The organism is Tenacibaculum sp. ZH5_bin.1, from assembly GCF_042865525.1.
In the GTDB taxonomy this organism is placed as follows: domain Bacteria; phylum Bacteroidota; class Bacteroidia; order Flavobacteriales; family Flavobacteriaceae; genus Polaribacter; species Polaribacter mesophilus.
On sequence record NZ_JBEGIO010000001.1, the window covers coordinates 524,773 to 546,988 of the forward strand.

23 protein-coding genes and 1 tRNA gene are annotated in these 22,216 nt (G+C 32.0%); 9 read left to right on the forward strand and 15 right to left on the reverse strand.

From position 1 onward, the window contains the following. Positions 1 to 146: 146 nt before the first annotated feature. The 4 genes from ABHQ57_RS02380 to ABHQ57_RS02395 form a co-directional block, all read right to left on the reverse strand. The gene (locus ABHQ57_RS02380) at positions 147 to 824 is read right to left on the reverse strand and encodes a response regulator (protein ID WP_167712623.1); all 678 of its coding nucleotides are present in this window, start codon (positions 822 to 824) and stop codon (positions 147 to 149) included. Then, positions 793 to 2,694 carry a tetratricopeptide repeat-containing sensor histidine kinase gene (locus ABHQ57_RS02385; protein WP_167712624.1) on the reverse strand — a complete coding sequence of 634 codons (1,902 nt, stop codon included), beginning with the start codon at positions 2,692 to 2,694 and terminating at the stop codon, positions 793 to 795. Before ABHQ57_RS02385 ends, ABHQ57_RS02380 begins: the two co-directional genes overlap by 32 nt. Positions 2,695 to 2,752: 58 nt before the next feature. Further along, entirely contained in the window at positions 2,753 to 2,881 is a 129-nt protein-coding gene (locus tag ABHQ57_RS02390) for a hypothetical protein (protein ID WP_262886538.1), read from the reverse strand. 232 nt (positions 2,882 to 3,113) lie between these two features. Beyond that, entirely contained in the window at positions 3,114 to 3,644 is a 531-nt protein-coding gene (locus ABHQ57_RS02395; protein ID WP_167712625.1) for an RNA methyltransferase, read from the reverse strand. Between the two features lie 104 nt (positions 3,645 to 3,748). On the opposite strand from ABHQ57_RS02395, the gene mutS reads away from it, so the two are divergent. After that, positions 3,749 to 6,358 (forward strand): DNA mismatch repair protein MutS, encoded by a 2,610-nt coding sequence (gene mutS, locus ABHQ57_RS02400; RefSeq protein ID WP_167712626.1) that lies wholly within the window; start codon positions 3,749 to 3,751, stop codon positions 6,356 to 6,358. An 8-nt stretch (positions 6,359 to 6,366) separates the two neighbouring features. Here the strand turns inward: mutS and folE are convergent, their stop codons facing one another. Both folE and ABHQ57_RS02410 read right to left on the reverse strand, forming a co-directional pair. Continuing rightward, complete coding sequence (folE, locus tag ABHQ57_RS02405) at positions 6,367 to 7,026, reverse strand: GTP cyclohydrolase I FolE (RefSeq protein ID WP_167712627.1); 660 nt, start codon at positions 7,024 to 7,026, stop codon at positions 6,367 to 6,369. 12 nt (positions 7,027 to 7,038) lie between these two features. Beyond that, the gene (locus ABHQ57_RS02410; protein WP_159488638.1) at positions 7,039 to 7,440 is read right to left on the reverse strand and encodes a MerC domain-containing protein; all 402 of its coding nucleotides are present in this window, start codon (positions 7,438 to 7,440) and stop codon (positions 7,039 to 7,041) included. 79 nt (positions 7,441 to 7,519) lie between these two features. Here ABHQ57_RS02410 and ABHQ57_RS02415 point away from each other — a divergent pair, with 79 nt between their 5' ends. The 3 genes from ABHQ57_RS02415 to ABHQ57_RS02425 all read left to right on the forward strand — a co-directional run bounded on the left by ABHQ57_RS02415 (position 7,520) and on the right by ABHQ57_RS02425 (position 10,095). Beyond that, positions 7,520 to 7,897, forward strand: a complete 378-nt coding sequence (locus ABHQ57_RS02415) for a Fur family transcriptional regulator (RefSeq protein WP_167712628.1) — start codon at positions 7,520 to 7,522, stop codon at positions 7,895 to 7,897. Between the two features lie 71 nt (positions 7,898 to 7,968). Continuing rightward, positions 7,969 to 9,303, forward strand: coding sequence for an MATE family efflux transporter (locus ABHQ57_RS02420; RefSeq protein ID WP_167712629.1), 1,335 nt, complete (start codon positions 7,969 to 7,971; stop codon positions 9,301 to 9,303). A 24-nt stretch (positions 9,304 to 9,327) separates the two neighbouring features. After that, positions 9,328 to 10,095: an enoyl-CoA hydratase/isomerase family protein gene (locus ABHQ57_RS02425; RefSeq protein WP_167712630.1), complete on the forward strand. Its 768-nt coding sequence runs from the start codon at positions 9,328 to 9,330 to the stop codon at positions 10,093 to 10,095. A 73-nt stretch (positions 10,096 to 10,168) separates the two neighbouring features. Here the strand turns inward: ABHQ57_RS02425 and ABHQ57_RS02430 are convergent, their stop codons facing one another. Further along, positions 10,169 to 11,038 carry a sterol desaturase family protein gene (locus ABHQ57_RS02430; protein WP_047788005.1) on the reverse strand — a complete coding sequence of 290 codons (870 nt, stop codon included), beginning with the start codon at positions 11,036 to 11,038 and terminating at the stop codon, positions 10,169 to 10,171. A 265-nt stretch (positions 11,039 to 11,303) separates the two neighbouring features. Beyond that, a complete protein-coding gene (locus ABHQ57_RS02435) occupies positions 11,304 to 12,173 on the reverse strand; it encodes a GyrI-like domain-containing protein (RefSeq protein ID WP_167712631.1) in 870 nt (289 codons plus the stop codon). A gap of 155 nt (positions 12,174 to 12,328) precedes the next feature. On the opposite strand from ABHQ57_RS02435, the gene ABHQ57_RS02440 reads away from it, so the two are divergent. The 3 genes from ABHQ57_RS02440 to ABHQ57_RS02450 all read left to right on the forward strand — a co-directional run bounded on the left by ABHQ57_RS02440 (position 12,329) and on the right by ABHQ57_RS02450 (position 13,969). Further along, positions 12,329 to 12,703, forward strand: coding sequence for a lipocalin family protein (locus ABHQ57_RS02440; protein ID WP_167712632.1), 375 nt, complete (start codon positions 12,329 to 12,331; stop codon positions 12,701 to 12,703). Positions 12,704 to 12,706: 3 nt separating this feature from the next. Beyond that, positions 12,707 to 13,252: a hypothetical protein gene (locus ABHQ57_RS02445; protein WP_073182319.1), complete on the forward strand. Its 546-nt coding sequence runs from the start codon at positions 12,707 to 12,709 to the stop codon at positions 13,250 to 13,252. Between the two features lie 267 nt (positions 13,253 to 13,519). Continuing rightward, positions 13,520 to 13,969 (forward strand): 6-carboxytetrahydropterin synthase, encoded by a 450-nt coding sequence (locus tag ABHQ57_RS02450; protein ID WP_167712633.1) that lies wholly within the window; start codon positions 13,520 to 13,522, stop codon positions 13,967 to 13,969. 31 nt (positions 13,970 to 14,000) lie between these two features. Here ABHQ57_RS02450 and pth read toward each other — a convergent pair whose 3' ends face one another. From pth to ABHQ57_RS02465, 3 genes are all read right to left on the reverse strand, one after another. Next, complete coding sequence (gene pth / locus ABHQ57_RS02455; protein WP_167712634.1) at positions 14,001 to 14,567, reverse strand: aminoacyl-tRNA hydrolase; 567 nt, start codon at positions 14,565 to 14,567, stop codon at positions 14,001 to 14,003. 137 nt (positions 14,568 to 14,704) lie between these two features. Beyond that, a complete protein-coding gene (locus ABHQ57_RS02460) occupies positions 14,705 to 15,280 on the reverse strand; it encodes a 50S ribosomal protein L25/general stress protein Ctc (RefSeq protein ID WP_047788000.1) in 576 nt (191 codons plus the stop codon). A gap of 21 nt (positions 15,281 to 15,301) precedes the next feature. Continuing rightward, positions 15,302 to 16,243: a ribose-phosphate pyrophosphokinase gene (locus tag ABHQ57_RS02465; RefSeq protein WP_389862168.1), complete on the reverse strand. Its 942-nt coding sequence runs from the start codon at positions 16,241 to 16,243 to the stop codon at positions 15,302 to 15,304. A 111-nt stretch (positions 16,244 to 16,354) separates the two neighbouring features. On the opposite strand from ABHQ57_RS02465, the gene ABHQ57_RS02470 reads away from it, so the two are divergent. Further along, a tRNA-Leu gene (locus tag ABHQ57_RS02470) sits at positions 16,355 to 16,438 on the forward strand. Positions 16,439 to 16,621: 183 nt separating this feature from the next. After that, positions 16,622 to 18,904 (forward strand): catalase/peroxidase HPI, encoded by a 2,283-nt coding sequence (gene katG, locus ABHQ57_RS02475; RefSeq protein ID WP_167712674.1) that lies wholly within the window; start codon positions 16,622 to 16,624, stop codon positions 18,902 to 18,904. A 99-nt stretch (positions 18,905 to 19,003) separates the two neighbouring features. Here katG and ABHQ57_RS02480 read toward each other — a convergent pair whose 3' ends face one another. The 4 genes from ABHQ57_RS02480 to ABHQ57_RS02495 all read right to left on the reverse strand — a co-directional run bounded on the left by ABHQ57_RS02480 (position 19,004) and on the right by ABHQ57_RS02495 (position 22,205). Continuing rightward, the gene (locus ABHQ57_RS02480) at positions 19,004 to 20,122 is read right to left on the reverse strand and encodes an NTP transferase domain-containing protein (protein WP_167712675.1); all 1,119 of its coding nucleotides are present in this window, start codon (positions 20,120 to 20,122) and stop codon (positions 19,004 to 19,006) included. Continuing rightward, the gene (gene moaC / locus ABHQ57_RS02485; protein ID WP_159611128.1) at positions 20,115 to 20,591 is read right to left on the reverse strand and encodes a cyclic pyranopterin monophosphate synthase MoaC; all 477 of its coding nucleotides are present in this window, start codon (positions 20,589 to 20,591) and stop codon (positions 20,115 to 20,117) included. Before moaC ends, ABHQ57_RS02480 begins: the two co-directional genes overlap by 8 nt. 143 nt (positions 20,592 to 20,734) lie before the next feature. Continuing rightward, entirely contained in the window at positions 20,735 to 20,974 is a 240-nt protein-coding gene (locus tag ABHQ57_RS02490; protein ID WP_317039771.1) for a four helix bundle protein, read from the reverse strand. A gap of 34 nt (positions 20,975 to 21,008) precedes the next feature. Then, complete coding sequence (locus ABHQ57_RS02495; RefSeq protein WP_167712676.1) at positions 21,009 to 22,205, reverse strand: molybdopterin molybdotransferase MoeA; 1,197 nt, start codon at positions 22,203 to 22,205, stop codon at positions 21,009 to 21,011. Between the last annotated feature and the right edge of the window lie 11 nt (positions 22,206 to 22,216).

Here is a 22,216-nt window from a genome sequence, read left to right on the forward strand (position 1 = left end):
TTAAAGGCTTTTTTTACATTCTCTCTCTTTTCAAGATTCTTCCCAACAATGGTTTGAATTCCATTGCGAAATTACTGTTTAGTTGTAATTTGTAAAATGGGATAACCGCAAAAATAAATGTGTATTTCCGCAAAAAGAGGTTAAGCTTAATCTATAATTCCTAATTCTTTTGCTTTTAATACCAGGTCTGTATTATTATTGGCTTGTAAGTCTGTTCTTAGTTTAGATAGTTTGCTTTCTATGGATCTGACTTTTATTAATGATCCATCGTCCTTTTTAATTAAGCCTTCTAAGTTAGAAATTTTAGAATGTTTAGGTAGCTCTTTTAAAATTTGGATGGCAATATCATCCATTTGTATTTCAACTAAAGCCCTTTTTAAGAGTTTTTGGTGAATTTCATGCGTATAGTATATTTCACCTTTTAACATTTTTTGAATAGCAAAGGTTAGTTCATCTGTGCTACACTTTCCCTTTAAAATATAGGCAGAAGGGTTTAAATTATGTATAACATTAAAAATTCTGTTTGTTTCAGAGTGTCCTGTAATTACACCTACTTTAATAGGAATTGCTTCTTTAAGTATAGATTTTATAAAAGCTTCTCCTCCATCTAAAATAACATTTTTGTTTTGGTTGTCAAAGCTCAGGTCGGTAAAAACGATATGAAATGGATTTTCGCTTAAACTTGATTTTATTTTAGAAAAAGCTTCATCGCATGAATTAGCTGTTTCAATTTCTAAGTTATCTATATCTTTTAGATATGAAAGAATTCCTTCCAAAATCAATTGATGATCATCAACTAAAAGTATTTTTGTTTGTCCAGCCATTTAAGGGTATTTGAATACTGGTTTGGGTTCCTTTACCTACTTCACTATTAATAGTTAATTTACCATTTAACTCTTCAATGCGTTCTTGTAGGTTTTGTAAACCAATTCCTTTTTTATTAACGGTGGTATTAAAGCCAATACCATTATCAATAATACCCAAATGTACGTATTTTTTACGTACAGAAAAATTGATAGTTATTTTACTCGCTTTTGCGTGTTTTTTACAGTTCTGTATACTTTCGCGAATACTTAAGTAAAGTAAACGTTTAATAGAATTATTAATTGTCGTCCAATCGTAGTTTTGCAATCCATTCACTTTTATTTTAAAATCAGGTTCAAAATAATCACTCACTAAATTGATAATTTGATTTTTAAAGGAAACTTTATCAAAACTAACACTACTTAGTTGATGTGATAAATTACGCACATTTTCTTTTACTGCATCTAATTTTTGAGCTTCCTCTAATAAGTTAGATTTCTCTAATTTACGATGTAGTAAACGTAAATCACCAGCAACCTCATCATGTAAAGATTTAGCTATTTGTTTACGTTCATGTTCTCTTGCCTGAATTCTTTCTAACTGGGCTTGATAGAGTAGTTTTCTTTTTCTGTTAAAATAAAACAGTATTCCTACTCCAAATAACAATAAACTAAGAACGAACAATAACCAACCTATAGTTTTTTGTTGTTTGTGTTGAAGTATTTCTGCTTGTTTTTGTTGATTCTCCGTTTTTAAAACTACATTTTCTTTTTCTTTCTTATCGGTTTCGTATCTAATTTTAGCAAACTGATTTTTTAACCTGCGTTCATTTTGGAATAGACTATCATTTAAGGTAATATATTCTTCTAAATATTGTTTTGATTGTTCTCCGCTAGTTAAATCTGAAAGGTTTTTTAAAGCCTCTAACCAACGTTTATTGTTATGAGTTTGTTTGGCATATTTTAAGGCTTCTTTAGAATGATGTAATGCTTTTTTAGTATGATTTAGGTCTTTATAGTAATTTGAAAGGTTAAAGTGAACCATACTTAGCCCACCAAAGTTACTTAACTTCTCCCTTATTAGTAAGACTTCTTTATATTGTAGTAATACTTTTCCTTTATTGCCTAACGAATAATTACTAAAGGCTAAATTTTCTAATAGTAAACTATATTGTAAGGAAAACTTTTCTTTAATACTGTCTAGAGAAAGACCTTCATTAAAGTAAGTAATGGCTTTTTTATGTTGATTCTGACTTTGAAATAATAAACCTAAGTTATTTGTAATGTATAAATATGTTAAGTATTTCCTCTCTGTTTTTTGGGTTAATTTATTTTTCAGTAGAGCGTTTTTGTAATATTTAAAAGAATCGTCCACATTATTTAATTCACGGGACACAAGACCTAAATTATTATAAACACTTTCTAAATAAATGGTAGAATTAATGGGCTCTAGATATTGTAAAGCTTCGATTGAACTTACTTCACTACCTAAAAAATCTTTGGCTTCACGTTGCAAATTAGCTAAACTAAGCAAACGTCTTCCGACTGCTAAAGAATCATTTATTTTTTTAGAGATGTCTTTTGAAAGATGGTAATAATAAAAAGCACTGTCATTAGTATAAGTAAGCTTATTTTGTAAAGCTTTAAAATGATAATATTTGGCAAGTAAAATAGAGTCCTTTGTTTCTTTGTAAAAAGAATCGATATGTGTGGTGATTTTTTTTAACAGAGGAAGTTTATTATTAAAGTAAGCTTGTCTTCCAGCTTCTATTAGCGAGTCTCTCTTAGAGAAATAGTCCCTGTTTTCTTGAGCAAAAAGAAAAGAAGAATAAAACAGGAGAATACAAAGAATACTTTTCATTGCTAATAAAATAAAACCATTACTTTTCAAAAGTAATGGTTTTAATCATATGTTGTATGTAAAGTTAGTCGACTAAGTAATTTTACACTTAATCACCACCAGTATTTCCTCCATCATTTCCGGTGCCGCCAGTGTTGTTTCCACCACCAGTTGTAGGGTTGTCCACTGTATCAGGGCTTAAATTCATTGCTGTTTCTTTTAAGTGCTTGTTTTCCATGTTAAATAGGGTTTTTAATTACAAAATAACTTTTGGGGATGGGGGTAATCAAGTGTCTAATATAGTAGGTTTTTAGGATAAATTCAAAAATTTAACACTCTACTTTAAAAGAATGATATTGTCATTGCGAATCTTTCGACTGTCGCTCAAGACAGGCTAAAGTGAAGTAATCTTTGAATTATGAACTCTAAATAAGTAAATTACTTAGTTATTATTGTTGCTAATAATGATGTTACTTTTTCATTTTGGTAAACAAATCCCATAAAACCACACCGCAACTTACCGAAATATTTAACGAGTGTTTGGTTCCTAATTGCGGAATTTCAATACAGGTGTCGGAAGCAGAAACAACCTTTTGTTGTACACCTTTTACTTCATTTCCAAACACTACTGCGTATTTTTGGTCAGTTTCAGGGGTAAAAGTATCTAACATTGTACTATTTTCAGCTTGTTCCACAGATAAGACCTTTACATTTTCTGCTTGTAATTTTTCAACCAAGTCTATAGTATTTTCAACATATTCCCAATCTACAGATTCAGTGGCACCTAAAGCCGTTTTATGAATTTCTTTGTTAGGGGGCGTAGCAGTGATACCACACAAGTAAATTTTTTCAATTAAAAAAGCATCCGAAGTTCTAAAAACAGAACCTACATTATTCAAACTACGAATATTATCCAATACTACAATGATGGGAGTTTTGTTAGTTTGCTTAAACTCTTCAACTGTTTTCCTGCCTAGTTCGCTGTTTTTTAATTTTCTCATAAAGTGGTTTTCAGGTTCAAAAGTTTAAAGTTGTGGATAACTTGAAACAAAAGAAACTCTAAACTTTTCTATCTTCGCAAAACTAACCCAAAAAATCTAGAAACTTGGCAAAAACAAAGGCAAAAAAGGTAACTCCATTAATGCAGCAGTATAACGGAATCAAGGCAAAATATCCGGATGCGATGTTATTATTTAGAGTAGGCGATTTTTATGAAACCTTTGGAGAAGATGCTGTAAAAGCGTCAGAAGTTTTAGGTATTATTTTAACCAAAAGAGGAAGTGGCAGCGAAAGTGAAACAGCATTGGCAGGGTTTCCGCACCATTCTTTAAATACGTATTTGCCTAAATTAGTAAAATCTGGATTGCGTGTTGCTATTTGTGATCAGTTAGAAGATCCAAAAATGACTAAGAAGATTGTGAAACGGGGAGTGACGGAACTGGTAACTCCTGGAGTTGCGTTGAACGATGAGGTATTACAATCGAAGTCGAATAACTTTTTAGCAGCAGTTCATTTTGGGAAAAAGCTATTAGGAGTTTCGTTTTTAGATGTGTCTACTGGAGAATTCCTCATCGCACAAGGAAATGAAGAGTACATCGATAAGCTTTTACAAAACTTTGCGCCAAGTGAAGTTTTGGTAGAAAAAAAATACAAGCAACGATTTTTAGAAGCTTTTACCAATCGTTTTCATGCTTTTTATTTGGATGATTGGGTGTTTCAAAAAGAATATGGTGATGAATTACTTCGAAATCATTTTAAGGTAAAAACGTTAAAAGGATTTGGAGTTGAAGAGTTAGAATATGGAATTGTGGCAGGTGGTGCAGCAATGTACTATTTATCGGAAACACAACACAACAAAATAGAACACATACAATCTATTAGCAGAATTGCTGAGGATAAGTATGTGTGGATGGATCGTTTTACTGTAAAAAACTTAGAGTTATACGGAGGTAATTCTGTGAATTCGGTTTCATTATTGGATGTAATTGATAAAACGATTTCTCCAATGGGAGGGCGTTTGTTAAAACGTTGGTTAGCCCTTCCGTTAAAAGATTTAGACCAAATTCAGCAGCGACACGAATTAGTGAAGTTTTTAATTGATAACGATACTTTTTCTGAAACTGTAACCTACCAATTAAAACAAATTTCTGATATCGAACGATTGATATCGAAAGTTGCGACAGGAAAAGTATCTCCAAGAGAAGTCATCTTGTTAAAAAATTCGTTAAAAGCGATTCTTCCGATAAAAGAATCCGCAGAAAGCAGCGAAAACGCTGCCGTTAGGTTATTAGGAGAAAAAATTAATACTTGTGATGAATTAATTGATAAAATTACCGAGACTGTTTTAGAAGAAGCCCCTGTAAATATAAATAAAGGAAATGCGATTGCAAACGGAGTTTCAGAAGAGTTAGATGAATTGCGTAACATTTCAAACTCTGGAAAAGAGTATTTAGATACGATGCTAGCTCGTGAAACAGAACGTACAGGGATTCCGAGTTTAAAAATTGCGTTTAATAATGTTTTTGGATACTATATTGAAGTTAGAAATACGCATAAAGATAAAGTTCCTGAAGAGTGGATTCGTAAGCAAACTCTAGTGAATGCAGAGCGTTACATTACTGAAGAATTAAAAGAATACGAAGCAAAAATTTTAGGAGCAGAAGAGAAAATTCAGCAATTAGAAACGGAGATTTTTGCCAAGTTAGTACAGTACATTATAGGCTTTGTACAACCAGTACAACAAAATGCACAAAATGTAGCTAAGATTGATGTGTTGCAATCTTTCGCAACCTTAGCTACCGAGAATAATTATGTGCGCCCTTTAATGGACGATAGTACCGATATTGAAATCAAAAATGGTCGCCACCCGGTTATTGAAAAACAATTACCAATAGGCGAAGAATACATAGCGAACGATGTGGTGCTGAACCGTAATCAGCAACAAATTATAATGATCACAGGTCCTAACATGTCGGGTAAATCGGCAATTTTACGTCAAACAGCTTTGATTGTATTATTGGCACAAATGGGAAGTTATGTTCCTGCTCAAAATGCTCGAATAGGTATGGTGGATAAGATTTTTACCAGAGTAGGTGCGAGTGATAATATTTCGATGGGAGAGTCGACATTCATGGTTGAAATGAATGAAACTGCATCGATCTTAAATAACATTTCAGACCGTAGTTTGGTGTTATTAGATGAAATTGGAAGAGGAACGTCTACTTATGATGGAATTTCTATTGCTTGGGCAATTTCGGAATACTTACACGAACACCCATCGAAAGCAAAAACACTATTTGCAACGCATTATCACGAGTTAAACGAAATGACTTCCACGTTTGAACGTATTAAGAATTTTAATGTATCGGTAAAAGAGTTAGATAATAGTATTATTTTCTTACGTAAGTTAGTAGCTGGAGGAAGTAATCATAGTTTTGGAATTCACGTGGCGAAATTAGCAGGAATGCCAAGTATGGTAATTCATAGAGCAAACAAAATTCTAAAAGAGTTAGAAAACTCACATTCACACAAGGAGGTAAAAGAAACCTTGAAAGAAGCACAGCATGAAGATATGCAAATGAGCTTTTTTCAGTTAGATGATCCGTTGTTAGAAGATATTCGAGAAGAAATTTTAACTACAAACATCGATACACTAACACCTATTGAAGCTTTAATGAAGCTGAATGAAATAAAACGAATGTTAACGAAGAAGTAATAGGTTAATTATTCTCTATTTTCAAACTCACAAATTTTAAAAAACTCATTACGAACAGCTAAATCATTAAAACTTCCTCCGTACTCAATAGTTGTTGTGTAACTATTCTTGTCTTTAATTCCGCGAGAAGAAACACATAGGTGCTTTGCATTCACCAGTACAATTACATCTTCCGTTTCCAAAGTTTCTTGTAAATCTGTTAAGATTTGTAAACATAATCGCTCTTGTACCTGTGGTCTGTGTGAATAATAATCTACTAAACGATTAATTTTCGAAAGCCCGATAACCCTATTTTTTGGAATATAACCAATATGTGCATAGCCACTAATAGGAAGAAAATGGTGTTCACATGAAGAATCGATAGTAATGTTTTGTTCCACTAACATTTTACTATAACCGTATTTATTATCAAAAGTAGAAATTTTGGGTTTATTAGCTGGGTTCAATCCATAAAACAATTCTTTAACATACATTTTAGCAAAACGATAAGGTGTCCCAGACAAACTATCATCTGTTAAATCCAAACCGAGCTCCTCCATTATTTTTGCAAAATGACCTTGAATATTTACAATCTTTTCTTCGTCTGATTTATCAAAAGCGTTTGGTGTTAAAGGTGTTTTAATATTTGTTAAAATGTGATTATCACCTATGTAATCATGCTTGTTCATTACTTAAACTATTTAATTATTAGCGCAACAAGTGTTGTTTGCACATTGACAATACTTTCTATTATATATATGTAGAAACACTAAACCTAATGATGGTACATAAATACTTTCTTCAGGTAATTTCATGGCTTGTGTATATTCGTTTAAAATGATTATAAACAAAATCAAAAACGTAATCCAAAGAGCATACTGCATCCATTTTTTTGAAGTAGTTTGAACGGATTTTTGAATAGCAAAAAATGAAATGACTAGAAATAAAACGTCTATACTTTTCCACCAAAAAGGAACTGCTTCATGACTACAACAAGCAGCATGAGATTGTATAACAAACAGAAAAGGTGTAAATACGCAATGTACCAAACATAGACCGCTCGACAAAGCTCCTAATGTATCTGATTTTTGTTTGAGTACCATTGATTTTCTTAATTTAGTATTTTGAAAAGCAAAAGTACGTTATTTTTTTAATTGCAACAATGTTGCATTAATTAGTTTTATGGGAGTTATTAGGAAAACAAAAGCAGTAAAAAAATTATTAAGCTTATTTGAGTCTGGAGTCTCAGCAATTGCTGCTGTTGATTTAGTAAGTAAATTAAATGACGAAATGAATAAAACTACGGTTTATAGAGTTTTGGATCGTCTGGAAAACGATGGCGTTATACATTCTTTTATGGGGAAAGGAGGTGTAAAATGGTATGCTAAATGTACTAGTTGTTCTTCGCATCATCATAATGATATACATCCTCATTTTCAATGTACTGACTGCAAAAAAGTAACATGTTTATCAGTTGATATTTCAATTCCTCAGGTTGAAAATCATATCATAGAGAGTGCTACTGTTTTTTTAACAGGTAAATGTGAGATTTGCTCTTAAATAACATTAATAAAACAATACACTGCAATTTCATTTTCCAACTTCAATAATAGTTATTTTTGTTAACTATTATGCAACACAACATTAGTTTTAAACACATAAATAAATTAGCAATGCCTGCATTAATTGCAGGTGTTGCTGAACCGTTACTTTCTACCACAGATTTAGCCATCGTAGGTAACATTGAGCACAATGCTACCGAAAGTATTGCTGCGATTGGTATTGTAGGGGCTTTTTTATCCATGTTAATTTGGGTATTTGGGCAAACACGTAGCGGAATTTCTTCTATCGTTTCTCAATATTTAGGAGCTGATAAACTTGACGAAATAAAAAACCTACCAGCACAAGCTATTGTTATTGTGTTAGGAGTAAGTGCGCTTATTTTAGGAATCAGTTACCCTTTTGCAAAAGAAATTTTTGAGTTGTATAATGCTTCAGGAACCATTTTAGACTATTCTATTTCGTATTACAAAATTCGTGTTTTCGGATTCCCGTTTACGCTTTTTACGATTGCTGTTTTTGGTACGTTTAGAGGGTTGCAAAACACGTATTATCCGATGGTAATAGCACTCATAGGTACGTTTATTAATATAGGGTTGGATGTTGTATTGGTATATGGAATAGAAGGCTTGATTCCTGCAATGCATATTCAAGGTGCAGCCTATGCAAGTGTTGTAGCACAAGCTACTATGGCAATAATTTCGGCGGTATTATTGTTAAAGAAGACAGATATTCCATTAAGGTTCAGCCTGCCTCTTAATGCTGAAATACCAAAGTTTATAAACATGGTTTTAAATTTATTTGTGCGAACTATAGCGTTAAATGTTGCTTTATATTTTGGTACTTCCTATGCTACTGATTATGGCGACGCTTATATCGCAGCTTATACGATTGGTTTCAATTTATGGCTTATGGGCGCTTTTATGATTGACGGCTACTCTTCTGCAGGAAATATATTATCAGGAAAATTATTAGGAGCAAAAGCATATAAAACCTTAGTCATGTTAGGAAATCGATTAATTACATACGGATTCCTTTTCGGACTCTTACTCACAGTTGTAGGTTTTGTTTTATATCAATTTATAGGAAAAGTATTCACGAAAGAACCTGAGGTTTTACAACAATTTTACAATACTTTTTGGATTATTTTACTCATGCAGCCTGTATGTTCTATCGCTTTTATTTATGACGGAATGTTTAAAGGTATGGGAGAAATGAAGTACTTACGAAACGTTTTATTATTAGCAACAGGATTCGTATTTGTCCCAACCTTATTATTTTTTGATTCACTAGATTATAAACTGTATGCTATTTGGATTGCTTTTTTCCTGTGGATGATTGCTAGAGGAACTCCATTAATTATAAAGTTTAGAAGAAAGTTTTTACCACTTGCTCAAAAAACGTAATTTTGAGCAAACAACAATAAACAAATGACTACAACTAGAGAAAACGGAAGTTTATATACACATATTGAAAATAAGATTGCTACGGTTGAATTTGGGCATCCAGCAAGTAACTCCTTTCCAAGTGTGTTATTAGAACGTTTAGCAAATGAATTTGATAAGCTTTCAATTAATAATGAAGTTTCAGTAATTGTACTAAAATCAGAAGGAGAACGAGCTTTTTGTGCTGGAGCTTCTTTTGATGAATTGGTAGCAATTGATAATTTAGAAGATGGGAAAGCTTTTTTCTCAGGATTTGCGAATGTTATTAATGCGATGCGACGTTGTTCGAAGCTAGTTGTTGGTAGAGTACAAGGAAAAACTGTGGGTGGTGGAGTTGGATTAGCAGCTGCTTGTGATTATGTATTAGCTACAGAGCACGCTTCTATTAAACTTTCTGAGTTTACGATAGGTATTGGTCCGTTTGTAATTGCTCCTGCCGTAGAACGCAAAATAAGCGTAAGCGGATTGGCAGAGTTAACCTTAGATGCAACGAGCTGGAAAAATGCGTATTGGGCGAAAGAAAAAGGGTTGTATGCGCGTGTTTTTGAAACACAAAGTGAATTAGATAAAGAGGTTGAAATCTTATCAGAAAAATTAGCTTCGTATAACCCAGAAGCATTGGTTGAAATGAAAAGAGCGTTGTGGATTGGAACGGAACACTGGGAAGAACTGTTAATAGAACGTGCAGAGACTTCTGGAAAGCTTGTTTTATCCGAGTTTACCAAAAAAGCCTTAGAAAAATTTAAGAAGTAAAAAAGTACGGTATTAGGTATAAACTTTAAACTAACTAATACCGTTCCAAATATATAGTAAGCTTAAGCTGAACTTATTTACTTTTAAAATAATCAGGCTTCCAAATTAGGTTTCCAAAAATTATTTTTAGCTTATGTTTTAGTGTTTTACATCTTTTTACTTCTTTGTAAATATTAATATATTCTATAAAATTAATTTTAATAGGGTTGTTAGTTTTTATATTCTTTGTAAGCCCATAAACTACTTTTTCTTGTTCTCTTTGAAATGTTCCAAAAAGTTTATCCCATATAATAAAAACACCTCCGTAATTTTTATCTAAATACTTTCGGTTAGATCCATGATGTACTCTATGATTGGATGGTGTGTTGAATATTTCATCTAACCACCCTAACTTACCAATTCGCTCCGTATGAATCCATGTTTGAAATTGTGCGACTAATATTAATCCTACAATAGCCTGAAATGGTGAAAAACCTATCAGTACCATCGGTATTAAAAAAGCCCATTCAAACAATCCTTCTACAATACTTAATCGCATAGAAATAGTTAAGTTATAATCTTCTGAAGAATGGTGAACACTATGGCTAGCCCATAATATTCGATGTTCATGCTCTAAACGATGCATCCAATAATACGTTACATCTGCTATAATAAAAGCTAGGATCCATGTATATACATTACTAGGAATCGTTATTGGTGTTATCCAATGAAAAGGCATTAAACAAATTACACCAATCGATCCTATAATTGTTTTTTCTATAAGTTGATTCATAAAAAAAATAGATATATTGGCTAAGGTATCTTTCCATTTTCTCTTTTTTCTAAACAGCACATCAATAATTATTTCTAATACTATTAAACTTGTATTAAATAAAAAAAAGTAACCGATATACAACATGATTGTAGACTCTTCAAAAAGTGATATTAATTTAGCAAAACTCATTTCTTAACTTTTTTAGTTATGTATTCAGGAATAGGACAAGAAAACCAAAATAGAATTGTTTCCTTGAGAAAAGCCAATTATACAAGCCCAGAAGAAGATAAAAATCTATGTACTAATACTTGTGTAATTTGTAACTTTTCATGTGTTTTATTTGTTTAATAACACAAAAGTAGGCTGGAAAATGTAGGTGTGTTTGTTTATTTAGGACAAAGAGGAAGTATAAATTTCAAAGAAAAAATATTAATTTTTATTTGTTGGTTTTGCGTTAAACAATAGGAATGTAAATTTCTGTAATTAATTCTTCTTGAGGAGTATTTTTATCGTCATTTAAATAAAACTCTAAAATTGGTGCGTCCGAAAACTCTAATTGTATATCATACATCCAATGTGAATAAATTGTATTGTATGTTTCAAAACAGCTTTCATGACTTCCTTTATGAACAAACTTGGCATATTTTTGAGAAGTAACTTCTTTAACTTTAAACATTCCTTTAACTTCAATTTTTTGTACTTCTGTAAGCATAATCCCTGCATTATACCTACAATTAACAAATTCTGTTATTTCATCATCATCCAAAATTTCACCAACAATAATAGTTTTATCAGTTAATAAATCATGCTTATCAGCATACTTTAAAAGCTGTTTCCATGTTCTTTCAATCCCTTTTATATCTTCATAAGTTCCTTGATATTGTAAATACAACATTTGAAATGATGGTATAATTTCAATTTCAAATTGTAATAAAGAATCATTTTTTTTATTAGGTTCTTCTAAAATTTGATTCGTAATTTTTTGTTGAAATGTATAAGAGCTTTTAAAGCTAGAAGGTGTACAGCGAAAATGTTTTTTAAAAGCTTTACTAAAAGCTGCCACATCACTATACCCAACTTCTAGGGCAATATCTGAAATTTCAATATCTGAAAATTTTAAATACTGTGCAGCTTTTTCTAGTTTTCTTCTTTTAAGAAATTGACCAATAGTTTCATGTTGTAACGCTAAAAATATTCTATTGATATTTCGATAAGAGTAAAAGGAAATATCTTCTATTTCATGTGTGTGAATTGATGTTTTAAAACGCTTTTCTAAAAAATCTAACAACTTATTATATCGCTCTATTTGTGTTGAGTTTTTCATTTGTGATGCTTTATCCATCAAAATTACAATAGGTTCTTACTTTATAGTTTGTCTATTTACGACAAAAGGTAATAAAATAATCATTGTCTTAAATAAACAAACTCACATTTTACTTGCCTTATACTTTTACCTGGAATTTAATAACCACTTGTAATATGTATCGAATTGTTTTACTTGTCTTCTTGTTTTTAATATCTCTATCTCTTTTTTCTCAAAAAAGTCTAAAATCTAAATTAATTGGAAAATGGCGCATTCAAAACTATGAGGTATTTGGTGAAGTGCATCAACCTTCTTTAAAAGAGAGTAATGATTATATCTTATTTAAAACTAACATGTTTTTTGAAGCCTTCTCTGAAGGATATCATGATAAAGGAACTTGGAGACTAAACGGGGAGACTAAAATATCTCTGATAGTAGATAATAATGAAATTTTAGATGCTACTGTATTACAAATTACCTCAGATTTTTTAACTATAAAGTACAACACTAAAGAATTAAACTACATTATTTTTCACTATAAAAAACAATAAAATATGCGTTGCTTATTTTGGTTAATTTTTTTTGTTAGCTTCGTTCATGCTCAAAACCCTAGCATAAGTAATAAAAAAGCTCCAAGAACTATTCATATACTTTCTTACAATACTGTTTTTAGTAAACACTATAAAGGATTTAAAATAAAATACTCTGAGTTTTCAGATACAGAGGAGGATTTTATAATTCCAACTGTATTTTCATTCAATAACTATCAATTAAAACCCAACCTTTTAAAGAGTAAGGGGTATAAAAGTTTTAATCAGTTTTTATTAGGAGCTGGTTTAGATGGGTTTATTAAATTTTACAAAGGTATTTATGTAGGTGTTGGTATAAATGTTCCTTTTGGATATGAAACAACTAGGGGTCTGAATAACGAAAAAAAATCCAAACTCTTAATTGGGCTTGAATCTAAACAAGGAATAAGGTTAATTCCTTGGGAAGAGCTAGGTATAGTTTTAGGTATAAATTACAAACAGCATTTTATCAATTCTAACGTATTAAATAAAGAATTTAACCTTGAATTGGAGTTAGGTGTTAATTTTTAAAGATTTTATTCTCTAGAGAGTGAAAAAATAATAGCATTTAAAATCAAATTCGTACTTTCGGCGAATAAAAGTAAAATATTATGGGTGGAGATTATTTATTTGCCATTTTAGCGGCGGGTGTAGCTGTAGTTTATTTCTTTAATAAATACAGAGCAAACAAAAAGTTTAAAAGAAAATAAGAGTCAATACACATCTTTAGTTGTCATTTAAGGCAGGTTAAAAGAGAAGTAATTTTTTAAGTTTATTTCACTTTAGAGATAGATATTTATGAGTAAGATTCGAATTACCAAGCAGTTTACTTTTGAAACTGGACATGCGTTGTATGGTTATGATGGAAAATGTAAAAATGTTCATGGGCATAGTTACAAGCTTTCGGTTACTGTGATAGGCTCTCCAATTACTGATACATCCAATGTGAAGTACGGAATGGTAATTGATTTTGGAGATTTAAAGAAGATTGTAAAAGAAGAGATTGTAGATGTATTTGACCATGCTACGGTATTCAATAAGAATACTCCCCATGTAGAGTTAGCTAAAGAGTTAAAAGACCGTGGACATCATGTTATTTTAGTAGACTATCAACCAACAAGCGAAATGATGGTGGTTGATTTTGCTAAGAAAATTCAAAAAAGGCTTCCAGAAAACATAAAATTACACGGCATTAAGCTACAAGAAACAGATACTAGTTTTGCTGAGTGGTATGCTTCTGATAATTAATTTTTGAATAAGTTAACGGTGTAAAACGTAATTATTTTCCGTTAAACTCATTCATGGTATTAGCTAAACCAGCTGTAATAAAAGAAGTAATCGCTTTTACAGAAAAAGGAATACGCTCAATCATTGCGCTTTCTTCATCAGGATTCCATTTGCCTAAAACGTAATCTACTTGACGACCTTTACTATATTCAGCTCCTACACCGAAGCGAAAACGAGGATAAGCACCTGTATTAAACTTATCTTGGATGTCTTTTAGACCGTTATGTCCGCCAGAACTTCCTTTTCCTTTGATACGAATTTTTCCAAAATCAATATTTAGGTCATCAGTAATAATTAACAAGTTTTCAACTTGAATGTTTTCTTTTTGCATCCAGTATTTAACCGCTTTACCACTTAAATTCATATAAGTATTAGGTTTTAAAACAAGTACTGTTTTACCCTTAATTTTAAGTTTAGCTATATCTCCTAACTTTTCGGTTTCAAAAGAGCCTTCATGCTCTTTAACAAAAGCATCTGCGATTTTAAAACCTATATTGTGACGTGTATTGTCATATTTTTCGCCAATATTACCTAAGCCTACAATTAAAAATTTCTTCATAGAATCGTCTTCTTTATCTGTTAATTGTTTTGTAGAAAAACCAAATAATTGTTTAAAAAAAGGTGTAATAATCATACATCAAAAATAAAAAAAGCGCTACACATGGTAACGCTTTTGTATGATTATTGTTTTGCAGTCTATGCTTCAGCCTCAGCTGCTGCTTTAGCGGCGTTACGAGACATACGAACTTGAGCAACCACTGTGTTATCTGGGTGTAATAACGTATAGTTGTCATTCTTTAACTCAGTAACATATAATTTATTACCAATTTCTAACTCAGTAATATTAGCTTCAATAAAATCTGGTAAGTTAGCTGGTAATGCTTTTACTTTTAATTTACGTAAGTTGTGACGTAAAGCACCACCTACCATAACACCTTTAGAAGATCCTACTAAACGTACAGGAATATCCATAGTCACAGCCTTGTCTTCAAATAATTGGTAAAAGTCTACGTGTAAAATGCTATCATTTACTGGGTGAAACTGTATGTCTTGTAATACAGCGCTATATGTTACACCATCTAATTCAATCGTAGCAGTAAATACGTCTGGAGTATATACTAATGGCTTGAACGATTTTTCTTCAGCTGAAAAGTGAACAGGCTTGTCTCCTCCGTATAATACGCAAGGAACCTTTCCAGCATTACGTAAGGCTTTTGTTGCTTTTTTACCTACGCTTTCTCTTTGAGATCCTTTGATTGTAATTGATTTCATTACTTTGTTTATTAAATTTATTTACATTAAAAACTTATCGCTAATAGATGTATTGTCTTGAACTTTATGCATCACATCAGCAAATAAAGCGGCGCAAGATACAACTTTTATTTTAGAAATACTCTTTTTTAAAGGAATTGTATCTGAAACGATTAGCTCTGTCAACTGTGAATTTTGAATTCTTTCGTAGGCATTTCCTGAAAGAATTGGGTGTGTACAAATAGCACGTACACTTTTTGCACCACGTTCCATCATTAAATCGGCTGCCTTTGTAAGTGTTCCTCCTGTATCAATCATGTCATCAACAAGAATTACATTTTTACCTTCTACTTCACCAATGAGTTCCATATGAGCAATTACATTGGCTTTTTGACGCTGCTTGTAGCAAATAACAACATCACTTTCCAAGTATTTGGAATAAGCATAAGCTCTTTTTGAACCTCCCATATCAGGAGAAGCAATCGTTAAATTATCAAGCTTTAAACTTTTAACATATGGTAAAAAAATTGTAGAAGCATATAAATGATCTACTGGCTTTTCAAAGAAACCTTGAATTTGATCAGCATGTAAATCCATGGTCATAATTCTAGTTGCACCTGCAGTTTCTAATAATTTAGCCACTAATTTAGCGCCAATTGCTACACGAGGCTTGTCTTTTCTGTCTTGACGAGCCCAACCAAAATAAGGCATTACAGCGGTAATATGTCTTGCCGATGCACGTTTTGCAGCATCACACATTAATAACATTTCCATTAAGTTATCAGTAGAAGGAAAGGTTGATCCAACGATGAAAACTCTTCTTCCTCTGATTGATTCTTCAAAAGCTGGTTGGAATTCACCATCACTAAAATGTGTGGTAATTACATTTCCTAGTCTGGTTCCGTAGGCACTGGCAATTTCCTCTGCTAGTTCAATACTTTGTGAACACGCAAAGATTTTTGGGCTTAATTGATTTGTAGCCATTTACAAAAAAATATTTTTAGTTAGTGTTGTTGTTGGGGCAAAAATAAAACTATTTTAAGAGTTTAAAAGATATTTTAAATGAAATATTTTATAGATTTGCACTCACCAAAAGCCAAAGTGGTGGAATTGGTAGACACGTCGGATTCAAAATCCGATGCTCGCAAGGGCGTGTGGGTTCGAGTCCCACCTTTGGTACAAAAGCACACTATTTTTTAAAAAAATAGTGTGCTTTTTTTATGCGCCTAATTTAAAAGTAGAGAATTACCACTTGCTCAAAAATAAATCTAAACTACATTAATATAAATTATTTCTATTTAAAATCTAAAAAACATAATTATTTCAAATATAGATTTGCTGAAAATCAATTAATAATTTATAATGAAAAAAATAATCTTAAGCGTAGTAACAGCTTCTTTGCTTTTTTCTTGCAGTGGTAAACAAAACCATGGAGAAGAAAAAGAAAAGGGAGGATGTCCTTTTGGTTTTGACAAAGGACACAAAAAAGAACAGTTAAAAGAAACTAAGTCAAACAAAGATTGGTGGCCCAATAAGTTAGATTTAGATGTACTTGCACAAAACTCGGAATTATCGAATCCGATGGGTGAAGAATTTAATTATGCTGATGAATTTAATAAGCTAGATTATGTAGCGTTAAAGGCAGACCTAACTAAGCTAATGACAGATTCTCAAGATTGGTGGCCTGCTGATTACGGACACTACGGACCTTTATTTATTCGTATGGCGTGGCATAGCGCCGGAACATACCGTACAGGAGATGGTAGAGGAGGAACCCGTATGGGAATTCAGCGTTTTGCTCCACAAAATAGTTGGCCAGATAATGCTAACCTAGATAAAGCTAGAAGATTGTTATGGCCTATTAAACAAAAGTACGGCAAGAAAATTTCTTGGGCTGATTTGATGATTTTAACAGGAAATGTAGCTATAGAGTCTATGGGATTAAAAACTATAGGGTTTGCAGGAGGAAGAGAAGATGTTTGGGTACCACAAGAGGATGTGTATTGGGGTTCTGAATCAGGCTGGTTAGAAAGCAGAAGGTTAAATGAGGATGGAGAGCTAGATTTAGAAGTAGAAAACCCTCTAGCAGCTGTACAAATGGGATTGATTTATGTAAACCCTGAAGGTCCAGATGGAAACCCAGACCCAGTAGCATCAGCAAAAAACATACGTATTTCATTTGGTAGAATGGGAATGAATGATGAAGAAACAGTTGCTTTAATAGCAGGGGGACATACCTTCGGAAAAACTCATGGAGCAGGACCAGCTGATAACGTAGGGCCTTCACCAGAGGCTGCTGGCATTGAAGAACAAGGATTAGGATGGAAAAGTAGCTACAAATCAGGAAAAGGGAAAGACGCTATTACTTCTGGGTTAGAAGTTATTTGGACGCCTACGCCTACTCGTTGGAGTCATGCTTTTTTAAATACGTTATTTGATAATGAATGGGAACTAACCAAGAGTCCTGCAGGAGCACATCAATGGGTAGCAAAAGACGTTGGAGAGGTTTTTCCAGATGCTTTTGATAAAAATAAGAGACATAGACCTACGATGTTAACTTCAGATTTAGCTTTAAAGTTTGACTCTGAATATAAGAAAGTTTGTGAGAAGTTTTTAGAAGACCCATTATCTTTTGATAAAGCCTTTGCTCGTGCATGGTTTAAATTAACCCACAGAGATATGGGGCCTAAAACAACATACTTAGGATCAGATATTCCACAAGAAGAATTTATTTGGCAAGATCCTATTCCTATACGTACTCATAAACTGATAACCGAAGCAGATATCAATTCTCTTAAAAAAGAAATTTTAAATTCGGGAATTCCTTATAATCAGTTAATAGAAACAGCTTGGGCTTCAGCGTCTTCTTATAGAGGTTCAGACAGAAGAGGAGGAGCAAATGGAGCTCGTATTCGTTTAGAACCACAAGTTAATTGGGAAAGTAATAATCCAGCGCAATTAAAAAAGGTGTTGGCAGTTTATGAGAAAATTCAAAATAAATTCAATGAATCGTTAAAGGAGAAAAAAGTTTCCATGGCTGATCTAATTGTTTTAGGAGGATCCGCAGCAGTAGAAAAGGCAGCAGAAAGAGCAGGATTTTCAATAAAAGTTCCTTTTAATCCTGGTAGAATGGATGCTACGCAAGAACAAACCGATGTAAAATCTTTTGCTGTTTTAGAACCAATGGCTGATGGTTTTAGAAACTATCAAAAAAAGAAATACACACTTAAACCAGAAGAATTGTTAGTTGATAAAGCACAATTATTAACTCTAACAGCTCCTGAAATGACGGTGTTGGTTGGTGGTATGCGAGCTTTAAATGCAAATTATGATAGTTCAAAAAAAGGAGTTTTTACAACCCAACTAGGAGTGTTGACAAACGACTTCTTTATAAATCTGTTGGATATGAATACGTATTGGGAGCCTATCTCTGAAGAACAATTAATTTTTGAAGGAAAAGATAGAGTTACAAATGAGGTAAAATGGACAGCAACTAGAGCAGATTTAATTTTTGGATCTAATTCTGAATTAAGAGCTTTAGCTGAGGTATATGCGAGTAATGATGCAAAAGAAAAGTTTGCAAAAGATTTTATTGCAGCTTGGGTTAAGGTGATGAACCTAGATAGGTTTGATTTGAAGTCTTAAATAATACAGTACAAGAAGGAAATATTATAAATATATAAACCTATACCAAGATGTTTCTGGTATAGGTTTTCTTATTAAATCTAATTTTGTTTGTAGCTTTTAAGAGTTAACCTCTTTTATAGCTTCTTTATAATCTTCTGGAGTGTTGATGTTTCTAATTAAATTATCATCAACCTCAATAATTTCAACATCAGAATTAATTAACATTTTACGAGGACACGAATAACCTTGTGCTAAATAGGCTAATAATTTTCCGTAAGCTTTTGGTTCGTATATTGTGATTAAAGGTTCAGGAAATTCTTTGTTTTTTCCTTTAACTGTAGTTGCTATTTTAGATGGATTTCTTTTTTGTAATAATAATTGAATAAGCTCATTATTTACAAATGGAATATCTGTAGCCATTACCAACCATGCTGAGTTTGGATTTTTTTGAAAAGCAGAACAAATACCTCCAAAAGGTCCTAGATTTAAAAAGGTATCGTGAATTTCCTTTGTCGTTTCTGGTGAGGTAGATAAATCTCTTACAGAGTAAAAAGTTTCTAAATTGTTGTTTTCTAGTAACTCTTTTACATGTTCTTTTTGAGGCTTTTTATAGTACAATAATTCCGATTTGTCACGACCCATTCGAGTACTTTTCCCGCCTATTAAAACCAACCCTTTTACAGGAGCAATATTTTCTTTAATGAGATTATGTATATGATTAGATATTTTATCAATCTCATTAATCGTATAAGAGGTGCTATTTTTGATGTTTGGAAAACGTTCTAACAAACAATCAAAATATCTTGAGTTTTTATTCAACTTAACTATAAACTGAATGTTTGTTAATTGATCTAACCTTTTTTTTACAGAAGCTTCTTTCTCATCATCTAAAATCAAAATTTGTTTCGCCCCTTGGTAATGATTTCCATTAATAAAGACAAAATCGTGATTGTAAAACTGTAAACGTTGTTCGTACTTGTTTACAGGTGAAGAAGTGTTTATTTGTAAATTTCCTTCATGATGAAAGGTATATTCAGCTAACGTATTTTGTTCGACATCTTTAGCATGTGAAACATCAAAATATCCTAAATTGTATTGTGATAATTTTGCAGAAACTTTATGAACCAAATCAGTAATAATTCCACATTTGGTTCCTAAGATAGCTACTTCATTAGGCGCAAAATTATCATTATACTTCTTAACTAAATTTGTATGTTTAGTATGTTTTTTATCCATTTTTAATATCCGATTTACCACCAGTTTTCTCTACCAATTTCACTTCTTGAATCACCATTTTTTGACTAATAGCTTTACACATATCGTAAATGGTTAAACAAGTTGCAGAAGCTCCTGTAAGCGCTTCCATTTCTACTCCTGTTTTTCCTTCAATGGTTACTTTACAAAAAACCACTACATACTCATCGTCTACAATATTGATGTCGATATCCACTCCATTGATTAACAAAGGATGACACATTGGAATAATATCAGAGGTTTTTTTCACTGCTTGAATTCCAGCAATGATAGCGGTTTGAAAAACAGGTCCTTTTTTAGTGATGAGTTCATCATTTTTAAAATGACTCACAATTTCTGAACCTAAAAACATAGTAGCTTTAGCAATGGCTGTACGTTTCGTGATTTTTTTATCAGAAACATTTACCATTTTAGGTTGATTTTGTTCGTTTATATGGGAAAAGTTGCTCACTCTGTATAAATTTTAAATGTTGAGTTTTTAATTTTTAGTTAAACTCTGTTGTGATGTTTTTACAATTGCTGTTAATAGCCTAATTAGCTCGTGAATGTCCGAAAGTATATCTGTAATATCAATATTTGTTAAGTCACTTTCTTTTAATAAACGTAACCAATATTAGTTTCTCTAGCTTCTTTTGAAGAAATAGACATTTTAGAAATAAAGTCTCTCTTACTTTGACCAGCTAAAGCCTCTTCTATATTTGCTCCTATTGAAGTTCCACTTCTTAAAAGCTGTTTTGAAATTATAAACTCTTTTTCTTGTTGTAGTTTTTTGTACAGAGAAATTATTTTTAAAGAGAATTGAAAACTCTTGCCTTGAACAATACTTTCCTTCATTTTAAATTTTTAACTCAAAACTAAACATTAATAATTAAAAACCCCGATACGTTAGTATCGGAAAAACACTTCCTTTTTTAAATTCTATCTCTTCAGTTTTTGAGAGTTCAATAAAACTATCAGCTTCAACCAAACTAGCTAAATCACCAGAACCATTTCCTTGTATTGGAGTTGCATATACTTGTCCGTTTTCCGAGGTTAATTTTACTTGTAAAAAACAGCTTAGATTAGGTTTAAAAGTAATGTTTTTTGCTAAAGTTGCTGTTTGTTTTTCTTGTTGTACACCTATAGATTTATAATACCAAGGATAAAAATAGACCAAACAATTTACAAAGGTTGAAACTGGATTTCCAGGAAAAGCAAACACTTTGCAGTTATCGGTAACACCAGCCCAAAAAGGTTTTCCTGGTCTTTGTGAAACTCTATGGAATAATTTTTTAACACCCAATTCATCTAAAACTTCGGGTAAAAAATCAAACTTACCTTTACTAACAGCACCACTAAATAAAAGCACGTCATATTCTTGTAGAAAAGACGCTATATTTTCTTTTAAAATTTGTTTTTCATCAGTAATATGAGCTGTATCTGCTGGGATTTTTAAATCGTTCAATAAGGAAACTAATGTGTATACATTGCTTCTACGAATTTGGTGGTTTAACGGATATTCATTTACATCAACCAATTCATCACCTGTAGAAACAATCATTACTTTAGGTTGTTTGGCAACTTTAACAGTGGCTTTACCTACAGTAGCTAAAACCCCTATTTCAGCAGCAGAAATTATAGTGTTCTTTTTTATTAGAATTGTACCTTCACTTTTATCAGAACCCTGTATGTGTATGTTTTGTCCTTCTTTAATTTCATCAATAGTAATAGTAGCTACTAGCGTATTAATATCAACATCTTCATAGCGAATTACCGTATCAGTATTGTTAGGTAATACAGCTCCTGTCATTACCTCATAACAGTTGGCGGCATTATCTAGTGTTTGTTGTGGACTTCCAGCAGCTTGGATTCCTTCAATTTTAAAATCGCGAACACCGTGCTCAAAAAAACGATGATTGATAGCAATACCATCCATTGCCACTCGGTTGAATGGAGGAAAATCTCTATCAGCAACAATATCTTCCTTTAAAACTCTTCCGACAGCTTCTAAAAAAGGAATTTCTTCAATTCCGAAATCTTGTGTGTTTTCTAAAACTATATGTTTGGCTTCTTCTACTGTTATCATATGTTAAAGTG

Bases quoted from the DNA above. Each gene is read 5' to 3' on its own strand.
- folE (WP_167712627.1), bottom strand. From the start codon at position 7,026: ATGAACAAGCATGATTACATAGGTGATAATCACATTTTAACAAATATT.
- ABHQ57_RS02465 (WP_389862168.1), bottom strand. From the start codon at position 16,243: ATGGCTACAAATCAATTAAGCCCAAAAATCTTTGCGTGTTCACAAAGT.
- ABHQ57_RS02395 (WP_167712625.1), bottom strand. From the start codon at position 3,644: ATGAGAAAATTAAAAAACAGCGAACTAGGCAGGAAAACAGTTGAAGAG.
- ABHQ57_RS02435 (WP_167712631.1), bottom strand. From the start codon at position 12,173: ATGAAAAACTCAACACAAATAGAGCGATATAATAAGTTGTTAGATTTT.
- katG (WP_167712674.1), top strand. From the start codon at position 16,622: ATGAAAAAAATAATCTTAAGCGTAGTAACAGCTTCTTTGCTTTTTTCT.
- ABHQ57_RS02495 (WP_167712676.1), bottom strand. From the start codon at position 22,205: ATGATAACAGTAGAAGAAGCCAAACATATAGTTTTAGAAAACACACAA.
- ABHQ57_RS02425 (WP_167712630.1), top strand. From the start codon at position 9,328: ATGACTACAACTAGAGAAAACGGAAGTTTATATACACATATTGAAAAT.
- ABHQ57_RS02445 (WP_073182319.1), top strand. From the start codon at position 12,707: ATGCGTTGCTTATTTTGGTTAATTTTTTTTGTTAGCTTCGTTCATGCT.
- ABHQ57_RS02440 (WP_167712632.1), top strand. From the start codon at position 12,329: ATGTATCGAATTGTTTTACTTGTCTTCTTGTTTTTAATATCTCTATCT.
- ABHQ57_RS02415 (WP_167712628.1), top strand. From the start codon at position 7,520: ATGGGAGTTATTAGGAAAACAAAAGCAGTAAAAAAATTATTAAGCTTA.
- ABHQ57_RS02460 (WP_047788000.1), bottom strand. From the start codon at position 15,280: ATGAAATCAATTACAATCAAAGGATCTCAAAGAGAAAGCGTAGGTAAA.
- ABHQ57_RS02430 (WP_047788005.1), bottom strand. From the start codon at position 11,038: ATGAGTTTTGCTAAATTAATATCACTTTTTGAAGAGTCTACAATCATG.
- ABHQ57_RS02450 (WP_167712633.1), top strand. From the start codon at position 13,520: ATGAGTAAGATTCGAATTACCAAGCAGTTTACTTTTGAAACTGGACAT.
- ABHQ57_RS02410 (WP_159488638.1), bottom strand. From the start codon at position 7,440: ATGGTACTCAAACAAAAATCAGATACATTAGGAGCTTTGTCGAGCGGT.
- ABHQ57_RS02490 (WP_317039771.1), bottom strand. From the start codon at position 20,974: ATGAAGGAAAGTATTGTTCAAGGCAAGAGTTTTCAATTCTCTTTAAAA.
- pth (WP_167712634.1), bottom strand. From the start codon at position 14,567: ATGAAGAAATTTTTAATTGTAGGCTTAGGTAATATTGGCGAAAAATAT.
- ABHQ57_RS02390 (WP_262886538.1), bottom strand. From the start codon at position 2,881: ATGGAAAACAAGCACTTAAAAGAAACAGCAATGAATTTAAGCCCTGAT.
- ABHQ57_RS02380 (WP_167712623.1), bottom strand. From the start codon at position 824: ATGGCTGGACAAACAAAAATACTTTTAGTTGATGATCATCAATTGATT.
- ABHQ57_RS02480 (WP_167712675.1), bottom strand. From the start codon at position 20,122: ATGGATAAAAAACATACTAAACATACAAATTTAGTTAAGAAGTATAAT.
- ABHQ57_RS02420 (WP_167712629.1), top strand. From the start codon at position 7,969: ATGCAACACAACATTAGTTTTAAACACATAAATAAATTAGCAATGCCT.